Consider the following 18017-nt stretch of genomic DNA (forward strand, 5'->3'; position numbering starts at 1 on the left):
CAACGGACCGCAGACCTCATCCCGACACCGCAGAAGTGAACAGCCAGCCCCACCGAGGTCCTCGACGTCTCACCGCTTACCGTGCACGAGCTCGTTAGTGCCACCTCGCACCGGGAAACCAACCGGCAACACCCCCGAAATCAACAATCTGTGCAAGGAGCCTACGGTCTCGCCCATGACAGAAACCGCGCCCGTACACCCCGTCGACGAGATCCCTCCCAAACGCCAGTTGGCCGCCTTCGGCCTCCAACACGTCCTCGCGATGTACGCCGGCGCCGTGGCCGTACCCCTGATCGTCGGCGGCGCGATGAAACTGCCGCCCGCCGACCTGGCGTATCTGATCACCGCCGACCTGCTGGTGTGCGGCATCGCGACCCTCATCCAGTGCGTCGGCTTCTGGCGGTTCGGTGTGCGGCTGCCGATCATGCAGGGCTGTACGTTCGCGGCCGTGTCGCCGATGGTGCTGATCGGTACGACGGGCGGCGGACTGCCCGCGATCTACGGCTCCGTGATCGTCGCGGGGCTCGCGATCGTGCTGCTGGCGCCGGTCTTCGGGAGGCTGCTGCGGTTCTTCCCGCCGCTGGTCACGGGCACGGTGATCCTCGTCATCGGTCTCTCACTGCTGCCGGTCGCGGGCAACTGGGCCGCGGGCGGCGTCGGTTCGGCGGACTTCGGTGAGCCGAAGAACCTGGCGCTGGCCGCCTTCGTCCTCGCGGTGGTGCTCGGTGTGCAGCGGTTCGCGCCGGCGTTCCTGAGCCGGATCGCCGTGCTGACCGGCATCGTGGTGGGGCTCGCGGTGGCGGTGCCGTTCGGGTTCACGGACTTCGACGGGGTCGGGGACGCCGACTGGGTCGGGATCAGTACGCCGTTCCACTTCGGGGCGCCCACCTTCGAGTTCTCGGCGATCCTCTCGATGCTGGTGGTGGCTCTGGTGACCATGACCGAGACGACCGGCGACTTCATCGCGGTCGGCGAGATGACGGACCGCAAGGTCTCGCCGCGTTCCCTCTCCGACGGCCTGCGCGCCGACGGCCTGTCGACCGTGCTGGGCGGCGTCTTCAACACCTTCCCGTACACGGCGTACGCGCAGAACGTGGGCCTGGTCGGCATGACCCGCGTACGCAGCCGCTGGGTGGTGGCCGTCGCGGGCGGCATCCTCGTCCTGCTCGGCCTGCTGCCCAAGCTGGGCGCGGTCGTGGCGGCCATACCGGCACCGGTGCTGGGCGGTGCGGGTCTGGTGATGTTCGGGACGGTGGCGGCGAGCGGCCTCAGGACCCTCGCCCAGGTGGACTTCAAGGGCAACGACAACCTGACGGTGGTGGCCGTTTCCGTGGCCGTGGGCATGCTGCCGGTCGGTGTGCCGACGATCTACGAGAAGTTCCCGGACTGGTTCCAGACGGTGATGAACAGCGGGATCAGCGCGGGCTGTCTGACGGCGATCACGCTGAACCTGCTCTTCAACCACCTGCCCGCCAAGGGGGGTGGTTCAGGCGCCGCCGAGGCGGGTGGCCTGGCGGGCGGCGGCGTCGAGAAGGCAGTCGAGAAGTCCCGGGAAGACGCCGTCTAGGTCGTCCTTGCGCAGGCCGTTCATCTTGGCCGTGCCCCGGTAGACCTGCTGGAGCACACCGCTCTCGCGCAGCACCCGGAAGTGGTGCGTGGTGGTGGACTTGGTCACCGGCAGGTCGAAGTGCGAACAGGAGAGCTCGTCGCCGACGGCGGCGAGCTCTCGCACGATCCGCATCCGCATCGGGTCGGACAGCGCGTGCAGCACGCCTTCCAGACGGATCTCCTCGCGCGTCGGATGCGGGAGGTCGCGGCTGCTGACAGCTGGGCTGGTCACGGCGGCTCCACTTCGTCGGATTCCCGCACCCGGGATTCCCCGTGCTCGGGCCCCCTCATTGTACGAGACCTCTCGTAGTTTGACACTTCCCGTACTACGATGCCTATCGTACGAGTCGACCGCTGGTCCCCGTGACGAATGGAGTCTGCCGTGAGCGCGCTCTTCGAGACCTACACCCTGCGCGATGTGACCATCCCGAACCGGGTGTGGATGCCCCCGATGTGCCAGTACTCGGCCGCGCCGGAGGGCCCCGAGGCGGGCGTCCCCGACGACTGGCACTTCGCGCACTACGCGGCCCGCGCGGCCGGCGGCACGGGCCTGATCATCGTCGAGGCCACGGGGGTCAGCCCCGAGGGCCGGATCTCCCCGTACGACCTGGGGATCTGGAACGACACCCAGGTCGAGGCGTTCCGCCGGATCACCCGCTTCCTGGTGTCGCAGGGCACCGTGCCCGCCATCCAGCTGGCCCACGCCGGCCGCAAGGCATCGACCGACCAGCCCTGGCGGGGCGGCGCGCCGGTGGGCGCGGACGCGCACGGGTGGCAGCCGGTGGCGCCGAGCCCGGTCGCCTTCGCCGAGGGGCACCCGGTGCCGGGCGAGCTGACGGTCGCCGGGATCCAGGCGATCGTGGGGCAGTTCGCGGACGCCGCGCGCCGCGCCCTCGCCGCCGGTTTCGAGATCGCCGAGGTCCACGGCGCCCACGGCTACCTGATCAACGAGTTCCTCTCGCCGTACTCCAACCACCGCACCGACGAATACGGCGGCTCGTACGAGAACCGCACCCGCTTCGCCCTCCAGGTCGTGGACGCCGTACGCGAGGTGTGGCCGGACGACAAGCCGCTGTTCTTCCGCATATCGGCGACCGACTGGCTGGAGGAGCAGGGCTGGACCGCCGACGACACGGTCCGCTTCGCCGCCGACCTCCGGGCCCACGGCATCGACCTGCTGGACGTCTCCACCGGCGGCAACGCGGCGGGCGCCCGCATTCCGGTCGGGCCGGGCTACCAGGTGCCGTTCGCCGCGCGGGTGAAGGCCGAGACAGGGCTGCCGGTCGCCGCGGTGGGGCTGATCACCGACGCCGAACAGGCCGAGAAGATCATCGCCAACGGGGAGGCGGACGCGGTCCTGCTCGGCCGGGAGTTGCTGCGCAGGCCGTCCTGGGCGCGAGAGGCGGCGCGGGAGCTGGGCGGGGACGTGCATGTGCCGGACCAGTACCACCGGTCCGTTTGATCGCCCGCTCCCAAGGGACTCGCCTCGGCCGGGATCATCCGGTCGGCAGGTGGTGCGGGACAGCCCGCTCCAGGTACGGCAGGGCGCGCTGCCCCGCCACCGCGAGTGCGATCGACGCGGCGACACCCGTCCAGGCGACCGGGCCGAGCGGGGTGCAGCCGAAGAGGGTGCTGAGGCCGGGGGTCTCCACCAGTACGAAGAGCACGGCCGCGGAGCCGAGGGCGGTGACGCGGACCAGGGGGCTGCCCCGGCGGTCGGCCAGGGTCTGGGCGAGCTGTGTGCCGACCACCGCGCACAGGGCCATCGTGGTGGAGCGGCGGGCGGTGCCCGGGGTGAAGCGTCCGAACAGCCAGGCGGACGTGGCGCCCAGCGTGGTGGTCACGGCGCGGTGCCGGATCTTGCTGATCAGCGGGGCACCCAGGAGTGAGGTGCCCAGGGGTTCCGTCGCCTGGACGGATTCCGCCTCCGCCCCCTCTGCCTCGGCCCCCTCCGGCTCCTTCGGCGTCACCGCCACCGCCATGGCCGGGAACAGGTCCGTGAACAGGTTCACCAGCAGCATCTGGCGGGTGGACAGGGGCGCCGCACCCGACAGCAGCGTGCCGAGGAGACCGAAGCCCACTTCCCCGGCGTTGCCGCCGATCAGGATGGCGATGGCGTCGGCGACGCTGTGCCACAGGGCCCGGCCCTCGGCGACCGCCTCGATGAGGACCGTCATGTCGTCGTCGGTGAGGACGAGGTCGGCCGCGTTGCGGGCGGCCGCCGAGCCACGGGCGTTGATGCCGACGCCGATGTCGGCGGCGCGGATGGCCGCCGCGTCGTTGGCTCCGTCGCCGACCATGCCGACCACCCGCCCGGCGTCCCGCAGCCCCTCGACGACCTGGAGTTTCTGCTCGGGCGCCACCCGGGCCACCACACCCATGTCGCTCAGCATCCGGGCGCGTTCCTCCCGGCCCGCGGACGCCAGTTCGTCGCCCGTGACCACCCCGGTGTCCTCGGGCCAGCCCAGTTCCGCGGCGATGGCGCGCGCGGTCTGCGGATGGTCGCCGGTCAGCATGACGGGTCGTACGCCTGCCTTGCGCAGGCCCTCGACCAGGGCCGTGGAGGTGTCGCGGGGGACGTCGGCGAGGGCGAGCAGGCCCGTGAACTCCAGCTCCTCCAGCGGCTGTTCCAGAACGCCGGCCGCTTCCGCCGTCGCGTCCAGCCGCCGCCGGGCCACCGCCAGAACGCGCAGTCCGTCCCCGGCCAGCTCCTGCGCCGTCTCGGATGCCGACGAGGGCAGGCCGGCGCAGGCCGGCAGCACCGTCTCCGGGGCGCCCTTCACCACGAGTACGGCGGTGCCGTCCTGTGCCTCGCCGACGGCGGCGGCATAGCCGCGGCCGGCCTCGAAGGGCAGGCCCTCGGTCTGGGACCACTCGGGGTCGGGACCGGCCGCGTCCAGCACGGCCTCGTCGGTGGCGTGCACGGGCCGGTCCGCGCCGCCGTTCAGCTGGGGGCAGGCACGCGCCGCGACCCGCAGCGTGGGGTCGTCCCCGTCCGGCCTGCGGACCGTGCCGTCGGCGTCCGCCACGCGGACCAGCCGGAGCCGGTTCTCGGTGAGCGTGCCGGTCTTGTCGAAGCAGATGGTGTCCATCCGGCCGAGCGCCTCAAGGGTGCGCGGGGCCCGGACGAGCACTCCCCGGTGGCTCAGCCGACGGGCGGCGGCCAGCTGCGCGACGGTCGCCACCAGCGGCAGCCCTTCGGGGACGGCGGCGACGGCCACCGCCACCCCGCCGCTGACCGCACGGCGCACCGGTGTGCCGCGCAGCAGGGACAGCGCGGTCACCCCTGCGCCGCCCGCGAGGGTCCACGGCAGCGCCTTGTCGGTGAGTTCCCGGAGCCAGGCCTGGACTCCCGCGGACGGTGGCGTACGGGCGGCGAGGGCCACGGCCCGGGATGCCTCCGTTCGCTCCCCGGTGTCCACCACGACGGCCCGGGCCTGTCCGGCCACCACGGTCGTCCCCTCGAACACCATGCAGCTGCGGTCCGGCACGGCGGCGTCCGGCGTCGGGTCGACCCCCTTGTCCGCCGCCAGGGACTCCCCGGTCAGCGCGGACTCGTCGACCTCCAGACCGTCCTCCCACACCAGCCGGGCGTCCGCGGGCACCACGTCGTCCGCGCGGAGCTCGATCACATCGCCCGACCCGAGCTTGGTGGCGTCCACGAGGTGCGGCCCGGCCTCGGGCTCCTCGCCCGTGACGCGCGCCTTCTGCTTCTGCTTCGCCAGCAGTCCGGACAGCGCCCGCTCGGCCCGCATCCGCTGGACGCCGCCGACCAGCGCGTTCAGGTCAAGGGCGCCGACAACGAGCAGCGCGTCGACGACGGAGCCGAGGATCGCCTCGGCCGCCGAGCCGACGGCCAGCACGGGGGTGAGGGGGTCGTCGAGTTCTCCGCGCACGGCCCGGGCTAGTCGCAGCGGCCCGGTCAACGGGGCGAACACCCGATGCCGTCCCATCGCCTGGACCGCCTCGCGCGCACGGCTCGTCGCCTGCTCGGGCAGGGTCGGTTGCGGGCCCTGCTGATGCTCCAGCCGTTCGCGGACCTCGGTGTGTTCCAGTTCGTGCCAGGCCACGCGCGGCCGGGGGCGCGGTGCACGGGTCACCGCCACGCCGAGGGCGGCACGCGCGCCGGTCAGCAGGGCCCATGCCGCGCTCGCGTCGACGGGCGTGTGCCGGAGCCCGGGCCACGGGGTGGGACGGCCACGCCGGGACCTGCCGATGGCCACCATGAGCCCGGACAGGGCGGCGCCGGACCGGGCCAGGACCTGCGACCTGCGGCCGACCCCGCGCGCGGCGGGGACCGCCCGCAGCAGCCGCCACACATCGGCCAGCCCGTGCAGGGCCAGCACATCCGCGCCCCAGACCACGGCCCCGTCCCGGTCGGTGAGGGCGACGGCCACATCTCCGGCGAGCAGCCCGGCGAGGATCTCCTCGTCGACCTCCGCCGGCCGGGCGACCGTGACCACCACACCGTCGTCCTGGGCGCGCAACGCGTTCACGACATCGCTCAACGACCGTTCGTCGCGCACCACTTGGTCGGCGAGATTGGCGAAGTCGGCCAGGGCGGGGTCGTCCACCATCACGACCCGCAGGCCGGCCCGCCGCGCCGCGTCCAGCACCGTCTCCGCCCACGGGTCCGCGTCGGCACCCGGCGTCCGCAGCGCGCTCGGATGCAGGACGACCGTGTCGGCCATCTCCAGCTGGCGCAGCCGCTCGGTGTCGCGCACCAGGACGCCCGCGCGGGACAGCGTGGAACTCAGTACGGCGTGGAAGGCGGCGGGGCCATAGCGGGCGGCCTTGGGGGATCCGGCGAGCACCGCCTCCGCCGCCTCGGTGCCGTCGTGCTTGACCAGCAGCGTGGCCAGCGCTCCCAGGAGGCTGCCGGTCTCGGCGTGCGCGGCGTAGGCCTGGGCCGGGGAGGCGCGCAGCGGCGGACGCGGCCACCGCTCTCCGGCCACGCTGCCCCGCTCCGGTGCGCAGACGTCGTCGTGGACCATGTCGAACGCCGCCGCGCGGGCGACGGTCTCCCCCAGCTGGAGCGAGCGCAGCGCGCCGTCGAGCACGAGGGAGGTCGGGGTGCGTCCGGCACCGTGGGCGGCCGCGTTCGCCATGGCCAGCAGGATGTCCATACGGGAGCGGCCGACCCGCGCCCTCAGCCATCCACGGAAGCGGGGGTTCTCCCGCAGCAGCGTCACCAGGGCGGTCAGCGACCGGGGTGAGGCCGGCAGCCGCAGACCGTATCCGATGAACGCGGTCGCGATGCCGGCCCCGTCGGCGGCGAGCGTCACGGCGGCGTCCCGTACTCCGGCCCGGTTGGCCGGGTGCGGGATCTCCTCGACGTCCTCGTCCGTCCGGGCCAGCCCGTGCCGGGCCGCGATCTCGCTCGCCTTTTCCAGCACCCGGTCGCCGGCGGACTCGTCGACGGCCGTCACCACCAGCCGGCGCAGTCCGCCGTCCCAGTACGCGAGGGCCACGTCGGGATGGGCGGCCAGGGCCGAGGCGACCTTGCGCGCGGCCCGCTCGGTCCCGCCTTCGCGTCGTACCCGGTCGGGCGCCTCGGGCCGCAGGGCGAGGTGGGTCCGGGTGCCGGACCGCCAGGGGTGCGGCCCCTGGGGCAGCGTGTCGCGGGCGACGCGCACGAACCGCGCCGCGGTGTCGGCGCCGCGTACCCCCGCCCGGGCCGTCCCGGCCAGCGCCCCCGCGGCGGCTCCCACCGCGGGGGCGGCCCCTCGGGCGAGCAGCCGGGGCCCGGCCGCGACCAACCCGGCCGCGGCGGCTGTCGGACGTGTGAGCAGTCCCAGAACCATCGCTCGCCCTCGCTCCACCTCGTTCGACGTGGCCTTCGGTGGGGCCCGGGTTCCCGCAAAACGGCATGTCATCCGTCTACGGGCGCCCGGTGACGCCGCGAGGTCGGGAGGGTCAACCGAGCGTGCAGGCCGTTGTGCCGAGTGTGAAGGCGCCGGGCGCCGCGCTGTTCCCGGTGTGGTTCGCCTGGTAGCCGATGCTGACGCTCGCCCCCGGTGCGAGCGCCGCGTTGTACCCGGCGTCGGTCGCCGTCACCGTGCCGGAGGCGGGGGTGTACATGGCTCCCCAGCCGTTGGTGATCGTCTGGCCGGCGGGCAGGGTGAAGCCGAGCCGCCAGCCGTTGATCGCCGTCGTACTCGTGTTGGTGATCGTGACGGAGGCGGTCAGGCCCGTGTTCCAGGCGTTGGTGGTGGCGGTCACCTTGCAGGCGCCGGGCTGCGGCTGGGGTGCGGGGCCGTCGCTGTCGAGGCCGAAGAAGGTGAGCACCCGGGCCGCCATGCCGGAGCTGTACAGGTTGTGGCCGACGCCCTGGAGGCTGATCGCCTCGACGGGCGCCCGGTCACCGGTGCCGCCGTAGCGGGTGCGGGTCCAGCCGGACTGGGGCGTGTCCGTGGCGGCGGGGGTCTGGCCGACGCCCTGCACGTTGGTCCACTGCTTGATCATCTCCCCGAAGTTGGGGTAGCGCAGGACGTCGTCCTGGGTGCCGTGCCACAGCTGCATACGGGGCCGGGGCCCGGTGTAGCCGGGGTAGGCGGCGCGGGCGATGTCGCCCCACTCCTGCGCGGTACGGGTGACCGTGCCCTGGGCGCACGCGCTGTTCCACTCGGAGCCGTCGGTGGTGGCGAAGCAGCCGAAGGGGACGCCGGAGAAGGCGGCGCCCGCGGCGAACACGTCGGGGTAGTCGCCGAGCAGGACGTTCGTCATCATCGCGCCGGAGGAGATACCGGTGGCGAAGACCCGGCCGGTGTCGGCGTCGTAGGTGCGGGTGGCCCAGTCGACCATGGACCTGATGCCGACCGGGTCGCTGCCACCGTCGCGCTTGAGCGCCTGCGGCGAGGCGACGTCGAAGCACTTGCTGCTGCGGGTGACGGACGGGTAGAGCACGATGAAGCCGTACTGGTCGGCGAGGGTGTCGTACTCGGTGCCGTTGTACATGTCCGGGCCGGAGCCGGTGCACCAGTGCACGGCCACGAGGACGGCCGGGTGGGCGGTGACGCTGTCCGGCACGTACACGTACATGCGCAGAGCGCTGGGGTTGGCGCCGAAGTCGGTGACCTCGGTGAGGGTGGCGGTGGGGACGACGTCGGCGGTCTCGGTGCGGGCGGAGGCCGCGGGGGCGGCCACGAGCAGGGCCGCGAGCAGCGGCAGGAGCGCTCCGAACAGGGCGACGAGTAACGCGTGGAGCGGTCTTCTCGGGGTGGTTCCGGTGCGGGTGGGCACGTCCTTGTCCCTTCTGGCGCTGAGAGTTCGGTCAGCAGGAGCTGTTCGTCCGGGTCACCAGGCCGAGCCTCCAGGGGAGTCGGGCGTGGTCGCCACTGGAGGCCGTCCACCGCGGGGTCCTCGACCGGGACGGCCGGATGTGTGGCCTCCAGTGAGCAGCGGGCCGCTGATCGACGTACGCATACGTGGAATCGGCATTGACTCGCCCTCTCACGGGGGAAGCATCCGGAGGGCATCGTGGCATGGACACGCTCATCATGGAAGCGCTCCCACATTCAGCTGGAAGAGAGCCCTTACCCCCTACCAGCACTGACGGAATTCTTCTGCGCAAAGCGTTGACCAGAAAGCGCTTGCCCCCTACGTTCCGTTCAGCAGGGTGACCGAGCCGCACGACCGCACCCCCCACATGGCCGCTCTGCCCGCTCGCGGTGTTCAACATGAAGCACATCGTTCACGTACATGATCGATAGGTCCTTCTGAAGGGACGCACCCGCATGCGCACTCTCCCCCCACGTGCACGGCCGCAAAGAGCCACTCTGGTGGCGGCCGCAGCAGCCGCCCTCGCCACCGCGGCCGTTCTGGTCCTGCCGCAACCCGCCGGGGCGGCCGAGAACTCGCCGATCGGATTCGGCGCCGGGACGACCGGCGGCGGCGGTTCCTCGGCGGTCACCGTCTCGACGCTGGCCGCCTTCAAGTCGGCGGTGACCGGCAACTCGGCCAAGGTCGTCCGGGTCAACGGCCTGATCTCACTGAGCGGTCAGGTCGACATCGGCTCCAACACCACCGTGCTGGGCGTGGGTTCGTCGTCCGGCTTCACCGGCGGCGGACTGCGACTGAAGAACGTCACCAACGTCGTCGTCCGCAACCTGAACATCAGCAAGCCGGTGGCGCCCGCCGACGGCATCACGGTCCAGGCGTCGACGAAGGTGTGGATCGACCACAACTCCTTCTCGGCCGACCGGGACCACGACAAGGACTACTACGACGGTCTGCTGGACATCAATCACGGCTCGGACAACGTCACGGTGTCCTGGAACACCTTCAAGGACCACTTCAAGGGTTCGCTCGTCGGGCACAGCGACAACAACGCGAGCGAGGACACCGGGCACCTGAAGGTGACGTACCACCACAACCAGTTCAGCAACGTCTACTCGCGCATCCCCAGCCTGCGCTTCGGCACCGGGCACTTCTACAACAACTACGTGGCCGGCGCGGACACCGCCTGCCACTCGCGCATGGGCGCCCAGATGCTCGTGGAGAACAACGTCTTCCGCGACACGAAGATCGCCGTCACCACGAACCGCAGCAGTGACGTGGACGGCCACGCCAATCTGCGCGGCAACGATCTCGGCGGGGCCGCGACCGAGATCTCCCAGGTCGGCACCTTCACCTCGCCGCCCTACAGCTACACCCCGGAGTCCGCGTCCACCGTCGTCGCCTCGGTGACGTCCGGCGCGGGCGCCGGAAAGATCTGACCACCCCCCAACTGGAGGAAGGCATCCGGGACATGACTTCACCAGCAAAGCCCCGCTCCCGCCGGCGCGCACTGACCGGCGCCCTGACCGCACTCGGCCTCTCTTCTGTCATGATCACGACAGTCGGTGCACCACCGGCGAGCGCCGCAACCTGGCCGACGCCCACCAGCAGCCAGCCGGTGAGCTCCACGATCTCCGTCTCCGGCGTCCGTGACGGCGGCATGGTCCGCTACTACGGCAGCGGCGACCTGGCCGGCGACGGCCAGGAGGAGGGCCAGGACCCGATCTTCAAGCTCGCGGCCGGCGCGACACTGAAGAACGTCATCATCGGCGCCCCCGGGGCCGACGGCATCCACTGCGAGGGCAACTGCACCCTCCAGAACGTGTGGTGGGAGGACGTCGGCGAGGACGCGGCCACCTTCCGGGGCGGCTCCACCTACACCGTGACCGGCGGTGGCGCCAAGAAGGCCGCCGACAAGGTCTTCCAGCACAACGGGCCCGGCACGCTGAACATCTCCAACTTCGCGGTCAGCGAGTTCAAGACGCTGTACCGCTCGTGCGGCGACTGCTCCACGCAGTACACACGCAAGGTCAACCTCAGCAACATCGAGGTGACCGGCACGGGGTCCACCGCGCGCCTCGTCGGCATCAACGTCAACCGGGGCGACGTGGCGACCCTGCGCGGCATCACGATCCTCAACGACTCCAGCCGCAAGGTCGTCCCCTGCCAGAAGTACAACAACAACACCGCGGTGGGTACGGGGCCGGACAGCACGAACTGCCTGTACTCCACGTCGGACATCACCTACAGGTAGGCCGCGCCCACATGTGGGTCCCGCATATGTCGATCCCGGACATGTGGTTCCCGCACATGTGGGTCCCGGACACCGGTAGCCCCCCACGGGGAGGGCGGCCGTACGGAGCGTCCCTGCACGGCGCTTCGTACGGCCGCCGCCGCATGTGGCGGCCACACGCGCGTGGGTCCCACAGCCGCCTCTCGGCCATCACGCGCGCGGATGCCCCGCAGCCTCCTCCCGGCCGTCACGCACGCGTGCGTCCTCGGCCAACTCCCGCCGGTAGTCGGCGTACACGTCCCGCAACCTCGCGCCCGGCCAGTCCGCCGGGAGGAGTTCGGGCGGCAGCACGGGGTCGGCGAGCAGGTGCCGCACGACGGCGGCGAAGGCGGTGAAGCGGTCGGACGGTCGCCGCGCGTGGGCGACACGGGCGAGCAGGGCGCGTCCCGTGCCGGCCCACGCGTCCAGCGGCCACAGGTTCGCGCTCAGCTCGGGTGCGGCGCGGTCGGGTCGGGCCGTGCAGCGTTCGGCGACCTGCCCGAGGTCGTCCGGCAGGGCGCGGAGCAGATTGGCCGGGCGCAGCCAGACGCCCTCCCGGAGCTCGGCGAGCCTGAGCCGGGTCAGCTCGGTGCGCAGTTCCGCGCGTTCGGCGGGGCCGCGCCCCGTGGCCGTGATCACGACCATCTCCCAGTCGCCGCGCCAGGGCCGGGTCTCGGGGTGGACCGCGTCGTCCTGCCGCAGCTGGCGTTCCAGCAGCCGGTCGCTGAGCCGGTACACCGAGTCCGCGCGCCGCAGATCGCCGGCCGTCACCATCCGGCTGAGCGCGGCACGCAGGGTGGATCCCGCGATCCCGAACGGCTCCACGCTGCGCACCAGGTCCCTCACCGGCAGCTCGGGCGGATGCAGACCCAGCAGCAGGCTCAGGACGACCGACCGGGCGGACAGCGGGCGCAGCTCCACCTCGTCGGCCTGCGGTGACGTGTTGTTCGGCATGGCCACGACTGTACGGGCCCGGACAGTGGCGCCGTATTACAGGATTGCTGCGACCGCAGCTGTAGTGCAACATGGACGACATGGTCTCGATACCCGCGCAGGAACAGTCCGCAGTCACGCCGCGGCGGCCCGGAACGACGCAGGAGCTGTCCGGGCAGTACGCCACCCACGACGTCACCAACCAGCCCCCGCCCCTGGCTCCGTACGACGCCTCCGAGGACACGGCGCTGCTCGAAGGGCTGCGGCGCGAGGGGGCCGGGTGGGCCGAGGAGGACATCCGCCGGCTCGGCCTGCGGGCGGGGAGCGTCGAGGCGCAGGAGTGGGGCGAGCTGGCCAACCGGCACGAGCCCGAGCTGCGTACGCACGACCGGTACGGCCATCGCGTCGACGAGGTCCGGTTCCATCCGAGCTGGCACCACCTGATGCGGGTCGCGGTCGCCGAGGGGCTTGCGGGGGCACCCTGGGCGGACGAGCGGCCCGGAGCTCACGTGGCCCGGACCGCGGGCGGGCTGGCGTGGGGGCACACCGAGGCGGGACACGGCTGCCCGACGTCGATGACATACGCCGCCGTCCCCGTGCTGCGCCGGCAGCCCGAGCTCGCGAAGGTCTACGAACCCCTGCTGACCAGCCGTGAGTACGACCCGGAGCTGCGCGTGCCGACCGAGAAGCGGGGTCTGCTGGCGGGCATGGGGATGACCGAGAAGCAGGGCGGCTCCGACGTCCGTACGAACACCACCGTGGCGACGCCGACCGCCGAGTCCGGCGTGTACACGCTGCGGGGGCACAAGTGGTTCACCTCGGCGCCGATGTGCGACGTCTTCCTGGTGCTGGCGCAGGCCCCCGGCGGTCTGTCCTGCTTCCTCGTGCCGCGTGTCCTGCCCGACGGCAGCCGCAACACCTTCCGCGTCCAGCGCCTGAAGGACAAGCTGGGCAACCGTTCCAACGCGTCCTGTGAGCCCGAGTTCGACGGGACCGTCGCCTGGCTGGTCGGGCCCGAGGGGCGCGGGGTCAAGACGATCATCGAGATGGTCAACTGCACCCGGCTGGACTGCGTGATGGCGTCGGCGACGCTGATGCGCAAGACGCTCGTCGAGGCGGGGCACCATGTGCGGCACCGCAGCGCGTTCGGTGCCCGGCTGATCGACCAGCCGCTGATGCGCAACGTCCTGGCCGACCTGGCGCTGGAGTCCGAAGCCGCCACGACTCTCACGCTACGGCTGGCCGGCGCGGCCGACCGGGCGGTGCGCGGAGCCGACGCGGACGGTGCGGAGACTGCGTTCCGCCGCATCGCCACCGCCGTCGGCAAGTACTGGGTCACCAAGCGCGGTCCGGCCTTCACGGCGGAGGCCCTGGAGTGCTTCGGCGGCAACGGCTACGTCGAGGAGTCGGGCATGCCCCGCCACTACCGGGAGGCTCCGCTGCTCTCGATCTGGGAGGGCTCGGGGAACGTCAACGCCCTCGACGTACTCCGGGCGCTGGGCAAGGAGCCGGACACCGCGGAGGCGCTCTTCGCCGAACTCGCCCTGGCGCAGGGAGCGGACGCCCGGCTGGACGCGGCCGTCACCCGCCTGAAGAGCCGGCTCGCGACGGGTTCCGAGGCCGGCGCGCGCCGCCTGGTCGAGCTGATGGCCCTGACCCTCCAGGCATCCCTCCTGGTCCGCCACTCCCCCGCGGCGATCGCCGACGCCTTCTGCGCGACCCGGCTGGGCGGCGACTGGGGGCACGCGTTCGGGACGCTGCCGGAGACGGCCGACGTGGACGGGATTCTGGGGCGGGCACTGCCGGGTCGGGGGTGAGGCCGACCAGGGAGGCCGGTCGCCAGTTTCACGGTGGCGGCGTTCCCGCGTTCAGCCGTCACCCCGTCGTCCGCCCACCCCACAACGGTCCGAACCGCGCCCACTCGTAGCCCCACTGGTCGATGCGCCGGCTCTCCAGACGGCTGCGCAGGGCGCGCCCGGCGACGAAGGGGACGCCCGCCGCGCAGACGCCCGCCAGGCCGCCGACCAGGTTGGCCCGGGTGCGGGCCTCGGCGGGGGTGGCGGGCTGGGTCACCAGGCGGCCCTGCGGATCAGTCCAGACGGTGACCGGCGTGCCGACGCCGCTGCCGGGCCGGACGCGGGCCTGACCGGTGTGCGGGGAACCGTCCCGCGCGCTCCAGCGGACCTTCGCCCACACCTGCTCGCTGCTCGACGTGCCGACGCGGGAGTCGGTCCTGCCCGGCGCCTGCTCGGTGAGCAGGGCCACCACGGGCCGCCACTCGACGCGCTCACGGGCCATGCCCCGCTCCACCGTGCCGGCCGTCGCCAGAGCGGCGAGCACTCCGGCGAGGACGGTGACCGCCCAGGCGGCGAGCAGCACCCATGCCTCCACCGCGTCGGCCCGGCGCTTGAGCGGATTGCGCCGCCATCGCCACAGCCACACCTTCGGACCACGCAACGCCATCGAAGGCTTCCTCCTCATGAGCGCACGAACAAGCCGGACCCACCCCCCTCCCATACGAAAGACGGCAGGCGGATGCTCACGGCACCTACCGGGATCGACCGTGGCACGGGTCACGCGACGCCCGCGAGCGTCTTCGCGAAAGCGCCCCGCCGCCCGCCTCGGCGCGTTATCCTCGCCGCCCTGACCTGCGACGCAAGCCTTTCCAGAGGTGACTGTCAGTGCCGAGGTGCAGACTGGCCGGTACCTGAGACAGAGCCGCAAAGGCACAGCGGAGGTGATCGGCATGACCGAGGTACTGCTCACCGTGGGGACCCGCAAGGGCCTGTTCATCGGGCGGAGGCGAGGTGGCACCTGGGAGTTCGACGAGAGCCCGTACTTCAACGCCCAGGCCGTGTACTCGATCGCCATCGACACCCGGGGCGAGCGTCCGCGTCTGCTGGCCGGCGGCGACAGCGCCCACTGGGGTCCCTCCGTGTTCCACTCCGACGACCTGGGCCTCACCTGGACCGAACCGGCCCAGCCGGCCGTCAGGTTCCCGAAGGACACGGACGCCTCCCTGGAGCGGGTGTGGCAGCTGCACCCGGCGGCCGCGGAGCCCGACGTGGTGTACGCGGGCACGGAACCGGCCGCGCTGTACCGCTCCGAGGACCGCGGCGAGACCTTCGACCTCGTCCGCCCGCTGTGGGAGCACCCGACCAGGTCGAAGTGGGTGCCGGGCGGCGGCGGCGAGGGGCTGCACACCGTGATCACCGACAAGCGCGATCCGCGGGCCGTGACGGTCGCGGTGTCGACCGCCGGTGTGTTCCGCACCGCCGACGGCGGTGCGAGCTGGGCGCCGTCCAACTCCGGGGTCTCCGCGGTGTTCCTGCCGGATCCGAACCCGGAGTTCGGCCAGTGCGTGCACAAGATCGCGCAGGACGCGACGACCGCGGACCGCCTCTATCTCCAGAACCACTGGGGCGTGTACCGCAGCGACGACGCGGGCACGCACTGGACGGACATCGGCGAGGGTCTGCCGTCCACCTTCGGCTTCGCGGCCGCGGCCCATCCCCACCGCGCCGAGACGGCCTACGTGTTCCCGATCACCGCCGACTCGGACCGCGTCCCGGCCGACCACCGCTGTCGCGTCTTCCGTACCGCGGACGCGGGCAGGACCTGGGAGCCCCTGTCGGCGGGGCTGCCGCAGGAGGACCACTACGGCACCGTGCTGCGCGACGCGATGTGCACCGACGACGCGGACCCGGCGGGCGTGTACTTCGGCAACCGCAACGGCGAGGTGTTCGCGTCGGCCGACGACGGCGACAGCTGGCGGCAACTGGCATCGCATCTGCCGGACGTGCTGTGCGTCAGGGCCGCGGTGGTCGGATGAGCCTTCGCGGCTCACGGTCCGGCCCCGGCCACGGGCTGATCGTCGCTGCCCCGGGGCAGCACCGACACCCGGTCGCCGGGCCGCCGGCCCGCGCAGCCTGCCCTACGGCAGTCGCCACTCCACAGCCTGTCCGCCCTGCCGGATCAGCAGGTCGTTGGCCCGGCTGAACGGACGCGAACCGAAGAAGCCCCGGTCGGCGGACATCGGTGACGGGTGCGCGGACTCGATCGCCGGAAGATCCCCCAACAACGGCCGCAGATTGCGCGCGTCCCGCCCCCACAGGATCGACACGAGCGGCTTGCCACGCGCGGCCAACGCCCGGATGGCCTGCTCCGTGACCTCCTCCCACCCCTTGCCGCGGTGCGCGGCGGGCTTGCGCGGGGCCGTCGTCAGCGCCCTGTTGAGCAGCAGCACACCCTGCTGCGTCCACGGCGTGAGATCACCGTTCGACGGCCTGGGCAGCCCGAGGTCGGAGTGCATCTCCCGGAAGATGTTCTCCAGGCTGCCCGGCAGCGAGCGCACCTCGGGCGACACCGCGAAGCTCAGTCCGATCGCCATCCCGGGCGTGGGGTAGGGATCCTGACCCACGATCAGGACACGGACGTCGTCGAAGGGCTGCTGGAAGGCCCTCAGGACGTTCGCCCCGGAGGGAAGATAGGTCCGGCCCGCCGCGATTTCGGCCCGGAGGAAGTCGCCCATGGCGGCGACGCGTTCGGCCACTGGCTCAAGAGCGTTCGCCCAGCCGGCTTCGACAAGTTCATGCAAGGGTCGTGGTGCCACGGCGCGTCACTCTACTGGCACACACAGGCGCCCCGCACAGGCACGCAAGCCGCCACCCGCGGGCGGCACCTCAGGCGCTACCCTTCCTCCTCGTCGAGATCTTCGAACCCGTCGAGCCGGTACCGCAGCCGGTCACCGGGAAGGAGGGGAGCTTGTTCCGTTCCGCGCACGCGTCGCAGGAGCCCGCGTCCCCCTCCCCCTTCGGCCCCGGTGGGCAGCCGGTGGACCGGCGGCGGCTGCCGTGACCGGCGGCTCCGGGTTTCTCGCTGTCGACTCCGGGGGGTCCGGTGTGCGGGTCGTCGTCGGAACCGTCGGCGGTGGTGCTCTGGCCCGGCGGGAGTCCCGTGAACCGGTGCGGACCGGTGACCGGGGTATCGACCCCGGTCATCTGATGGAGCAACTGGTCCCCATGGTGCGGGCGTCGGTGGCCGAGGCGGGTGTGGTCGGGCTGGGCGCGGCCGCGGTCGGGGCCGCCGGGATGGCCAGCCTGGGGGATGCTCTGCGCGCCGAACTGCCGGGTGCGCTGGAGCGGGAGTTCGGCATCGAGCGCGTGGCGCTCGCCGCCGACGCCGTCACCGCCTATGCCGGCGCGCTCGGGGCGCGGCCCGGTGCGGTGGTCGCCGCAGGTACGGGACTGATCGCGATCGGCACCGACCTGGCGCGCTGGACCCGGGCGGACGGCTGGGGGCATCTGCTCGGCGACTGCGGCAGCGGTGCCTGGATCGGGCGGGCCGGGCTGGAGGCCGCGTCGCGGGCGTACGACGGGCGGCCCGACGGGTCGGTCGGGTTGCTGGCCGCCGCCGAAGAGCTGTTCGGGCCGATGCCGGGGCTGCCCGGGAAGCTCTATCCGCGCCCGGACCGTCCCGCCGTCCTCGCCTCCTTCGCTCCGCAGGTGGGTGCCCGCGCGGACGGCGACCCGGTGGCCGCGGGCATCCTGCGGGCCGCCGCACGGCACATGGCCGACTCGGCGGCCGCCGTCTGCCCCGCGACCGGGGAGCCCTTGGTCGCGCTCACGGGCGGCCTGTTCAAGATGGGTGCCCCTCTTCTCGTACCCCTGGAAGAGGAGTTGTCGAGGCGGCTGCCGCACGCACGGCATGTGCCGGCCGCCGGAGATCCGCTCCAGGGAGCAGTGCGCATCGCGACCGGTCTGGCGACGGGCGGGCTCACCCTGCCGAGTGATGATGTGATGCTCTGCGTGGTGAGCGGAAAGCGGGACTGATCCACCTGCGCCGCCCGGTTCCGCACCGTAGGTAACTCAATCCGACAAAAGCGGACGGATACCGCTCACCTGCACCCTCCCCGAACAGGGGAGCC

Annotated in this window: 13 protein-coding genes; 7 read left to right on the plus strand and 6 right to left on the minus strand. The window is 72.5% G+C overall.

Annotated elements, in window-relative coordinates:
• The first annotated feature begins 175 nt into the window (after nt 1-175).
• On the plus strand, nt 176-1567 hold the full coding sequence (locus ACFU95_RS39395; protein ID WP_383838715.1) for a nucleobase:cation symporter-2 family protein: 1392 nt from the start codon (nt 176-178) through the stop codon (nt 1565-1567).
• Here ACFU95_RS39395 and ACFU95_RS39400 read toward each other — a convergent pair.
• Complete coding sequence (locus tag ACFU95_RS39400; protein WP_383838718.1) at nt 1487-1840, minus strand: ArsR/SmtB family transcription factor; 354 nt, start codon at nt 1838-1840, stop codon at nt 1487-1489. The genes ACFU95_RS39395 and ACFU95_RS39400 overlap by 81 nt on opposite strands.
• A 150-nt stretch (nt 1841-1990) precedes the next feature.
• Between ACFU95_RS39400 and ACFU95_RS39405 the strand changes: the two genes are divergently transcribed.
• Nucleotides 1991-3070 carry an NADH:flavin oxidoreductase/NADH oxidase gene (locus ACFU95_RS39405; protein WP_383838721.1) on the plus strand — a complete coding sequence of 360 codons (1080 nt, stop codon included), beginning with the start codon at nt 1991-1993 and terminating at the stop codon, nt 3068-3070.
• Between the two features lie 34 nt (nt 3071-3104).
• On the opposite strand, the gene ACFU95_RS39410 is transcribed toward ACFU95_RS39405, so the two are convergent.
• Entirely contained in the window at nt 3105-7412 is a 4308-nt protein-coding gene (locus tag ACFU95_RS39410) for an HAD-IC family P-type ATPase (RefSeq protein WP_383838724.1), read from the minus strand.
• Nucleotides 7413-7524: 112 nt separating this feature from the next.
• Nucleotides 7525-8850, minus strand: coding sequence for a PHB depolymerase family esterase (locus ACFU95_RS39415; protein ID WP_383838727.1), 1326 nt, complete (start codon nt 8848-8850; stop codon nt 7525-7527).
• Nucleotides 8851-9344: 494 nt separating this feature from the next.
• Between ACFU95_RS39415 and ACFU95_RS39420 the strand changes: the two genes are divergently transcribed.
• Together ACFU95_RS39420 and ACFU95_RS39425 are read left to right on the plus strand one after the other, a co-directional pair.
• Nucleotides 9345-10325 (plus strand): polysaccharide lyase family 1 protein, encoded by a 981-nt coding sequence (locus ACFU95_RS39420; protein WP_383838730.1) that lies wholly within the window; start codon nt 9345-9347, stop codon nt 10323-10325.
• Between the two features lie 32 nt (nt 10326-10357).
• Nucleotides 10358-11140, plus strand: a complete 783-nt coding sequence (locus ACFU95_RS39425; protein WP_383838731.1) for a pectate lyase — start codon at nt 10358-10360, stop codon at nt 11138-11140.
• 189 nt (nt 11141-11329) lie between these two features.
• Here the strand turns inward: ACFU95_RS39425 and ACFU95_RS39430 are convergent, their stop codons facing one another.
• Nucleotides 11330-12112 (minus strand): PaaX family transcriptional regulator C-terminal domain-containing protein, encoded by a 783-nt coding sequence (locus tag ACFU95_RS39430; protein ID WP_383838734.1) that lies wholly within the window; start codon nt 12110-12112, stop codon nt 11330-11332.
• 80 nt (nt 12113-12192) lie between these two features.
• Here ACFU95_RS39430 and ACFU95_RS39435 point away from each other — a divergent pair, with 80 nt between their 5' ends.
• Complete coding sequence (locus ACFU95_RS39435) at nt 12193-13908, plus strand: DNA alkylation response protein (RefSeq protein ID WP_383838737.1); 1716 nt, start codon at nt 12193-12195, stop codon at nt 13906-13908.
• A gap of 58 nt (nt 13909-13966) precedes the next feature.
• On the opposite strand, the gene ACFU95_RS39440 is transcribed toward ACFU95_RS39435, so the two are convergent.
• On the minus strand, nt 13967-14554 hold the full coding sequence (locus ACFU95_RS39440; protein ID WP_383838739.1) for a hypothetical protein: 588 nt from the start codon (nt 14552-14554) through the stop codon (nt 13967-13969).
• A 283-nt stretch (nt 14555-14837) separates the two neighbouring features.
• On the opposite strand from ACFU95_RS39440, the gene ACFU95_RS39445 reads away from it, so the two are divergent.
• A complete protein-coding gene (locus tag ACFU95_RS39445) occupies nt 14838-15923 on the plus strand; it encodes a WD40/YVTN/BNR-like repeat-containing protein (RefSeq protein ID WP_383838742.1) in 1086 nt (361 codons plus the stop codon).
• 102 nt (nt 15924-16025) lie between these two features.
• Here ACFU95_RS39445 and ACFU95_RS39450 read toward each other — a convergent pair whose 3' ends face one another.
• Entirely contained in the window at nt 16026-16703 is a 678-nt protein-coding gene (locus ACFU95_RS39450; protein WP_383838745.1) for a uracil-DNA glycosylase, read from the minus strand.
• Nucleotides 16704-16944: 241 nt separating this feature from the next.
• Here ACFU95_RS39450 and ACFU95_RS39455 point away from each other — a divergent pair, with 241 nt between their 5' ends.
• Nucleotides 16945-17922, plus strand: coding sequence for an N-acetylglucosamine kinase (locus ACFU95_RS39455; RefSeq protein WP_383838748.1), 978 nt, complete (start codon nt 16945-16947; stop codon nt 17920-17922).
• Nucleotides 17923-18017: the final 95 nt, after the last annotated feature.

This window comes from Streptomyces sp. NPDC057623 (genome assembly GCF_042800355.1).
In the GTDB taxonomy this organism is placed as follows: Bacteria; Actinomycetota; Actinomycetes; order Streptomycetales; family Streptomycetaceae; genus Streptomyces.

What these genes read in the sequence shown, in the direction of transcription:
- ACFU95_RS39395 (WP_383838715.1), top strand. Translation starts at nt 176, where the DNA reads ATGACAGAAACCGCGCCCGTACACCCCGTCGACGAGATCCCTCCCAAA.
- ACFU95_RS39410 (WP_383838724.1), bottom strand. Translation starts at nt 7,412, where the DNA reads ATGGTTCTGGGACTGCTCACACGTCCGACAGCCGCCGCGGCCGGGTTG.
- ACFU95_RS39420 (WP_383838730.1), top strand. Translation starts at nt 9,345, where the DNA reads ATGCGCACTCTCCCCCCACGTGCACGGCCGCAAAGAGCCACTCTGGTG.
- ACFU95_RS39425 (WP_383838731.1), top strand. Translation starts at nt 10,358, where the DNA reads ATGACTTCACCAGCAAAGCCCCGCTCCCGCCGGCGCGCACTGACCGGC.
- ACFU95_RS39430 (WP_383838734.1), bottom strand. Translation starts at nt 12,112, where the DNA reads ATGCCGAACAACACGTCACCGCAGGCCGACGAGGTGGAGCTGCGCCCG.
- ACFU95_RS39435 (WP_383838737.1), top strand. Translation starts at nt 12,193, where the DNA reads ATGGTCTCGATACCCGCGCAGGAACAGTCCGCAGTCACGCCGCGGCGG.
- ACFU95_RS39440 (WP_383838739.1), bottom strand. Translation starts at nt 14,554, where the DNA reads ATGGCGTTGCGTGGTCCGAAGGTGTGGCTGTGGCGATGGCGGCGCAAT.
- ACFU95_RS39445 (WP_383838742.1), top strand. Translation starts at nt 14,838, where the DNA reads ATGACCGAGGTACTGCTCACCGTGGGGACCCGCAAGGGCCTGTTCATC.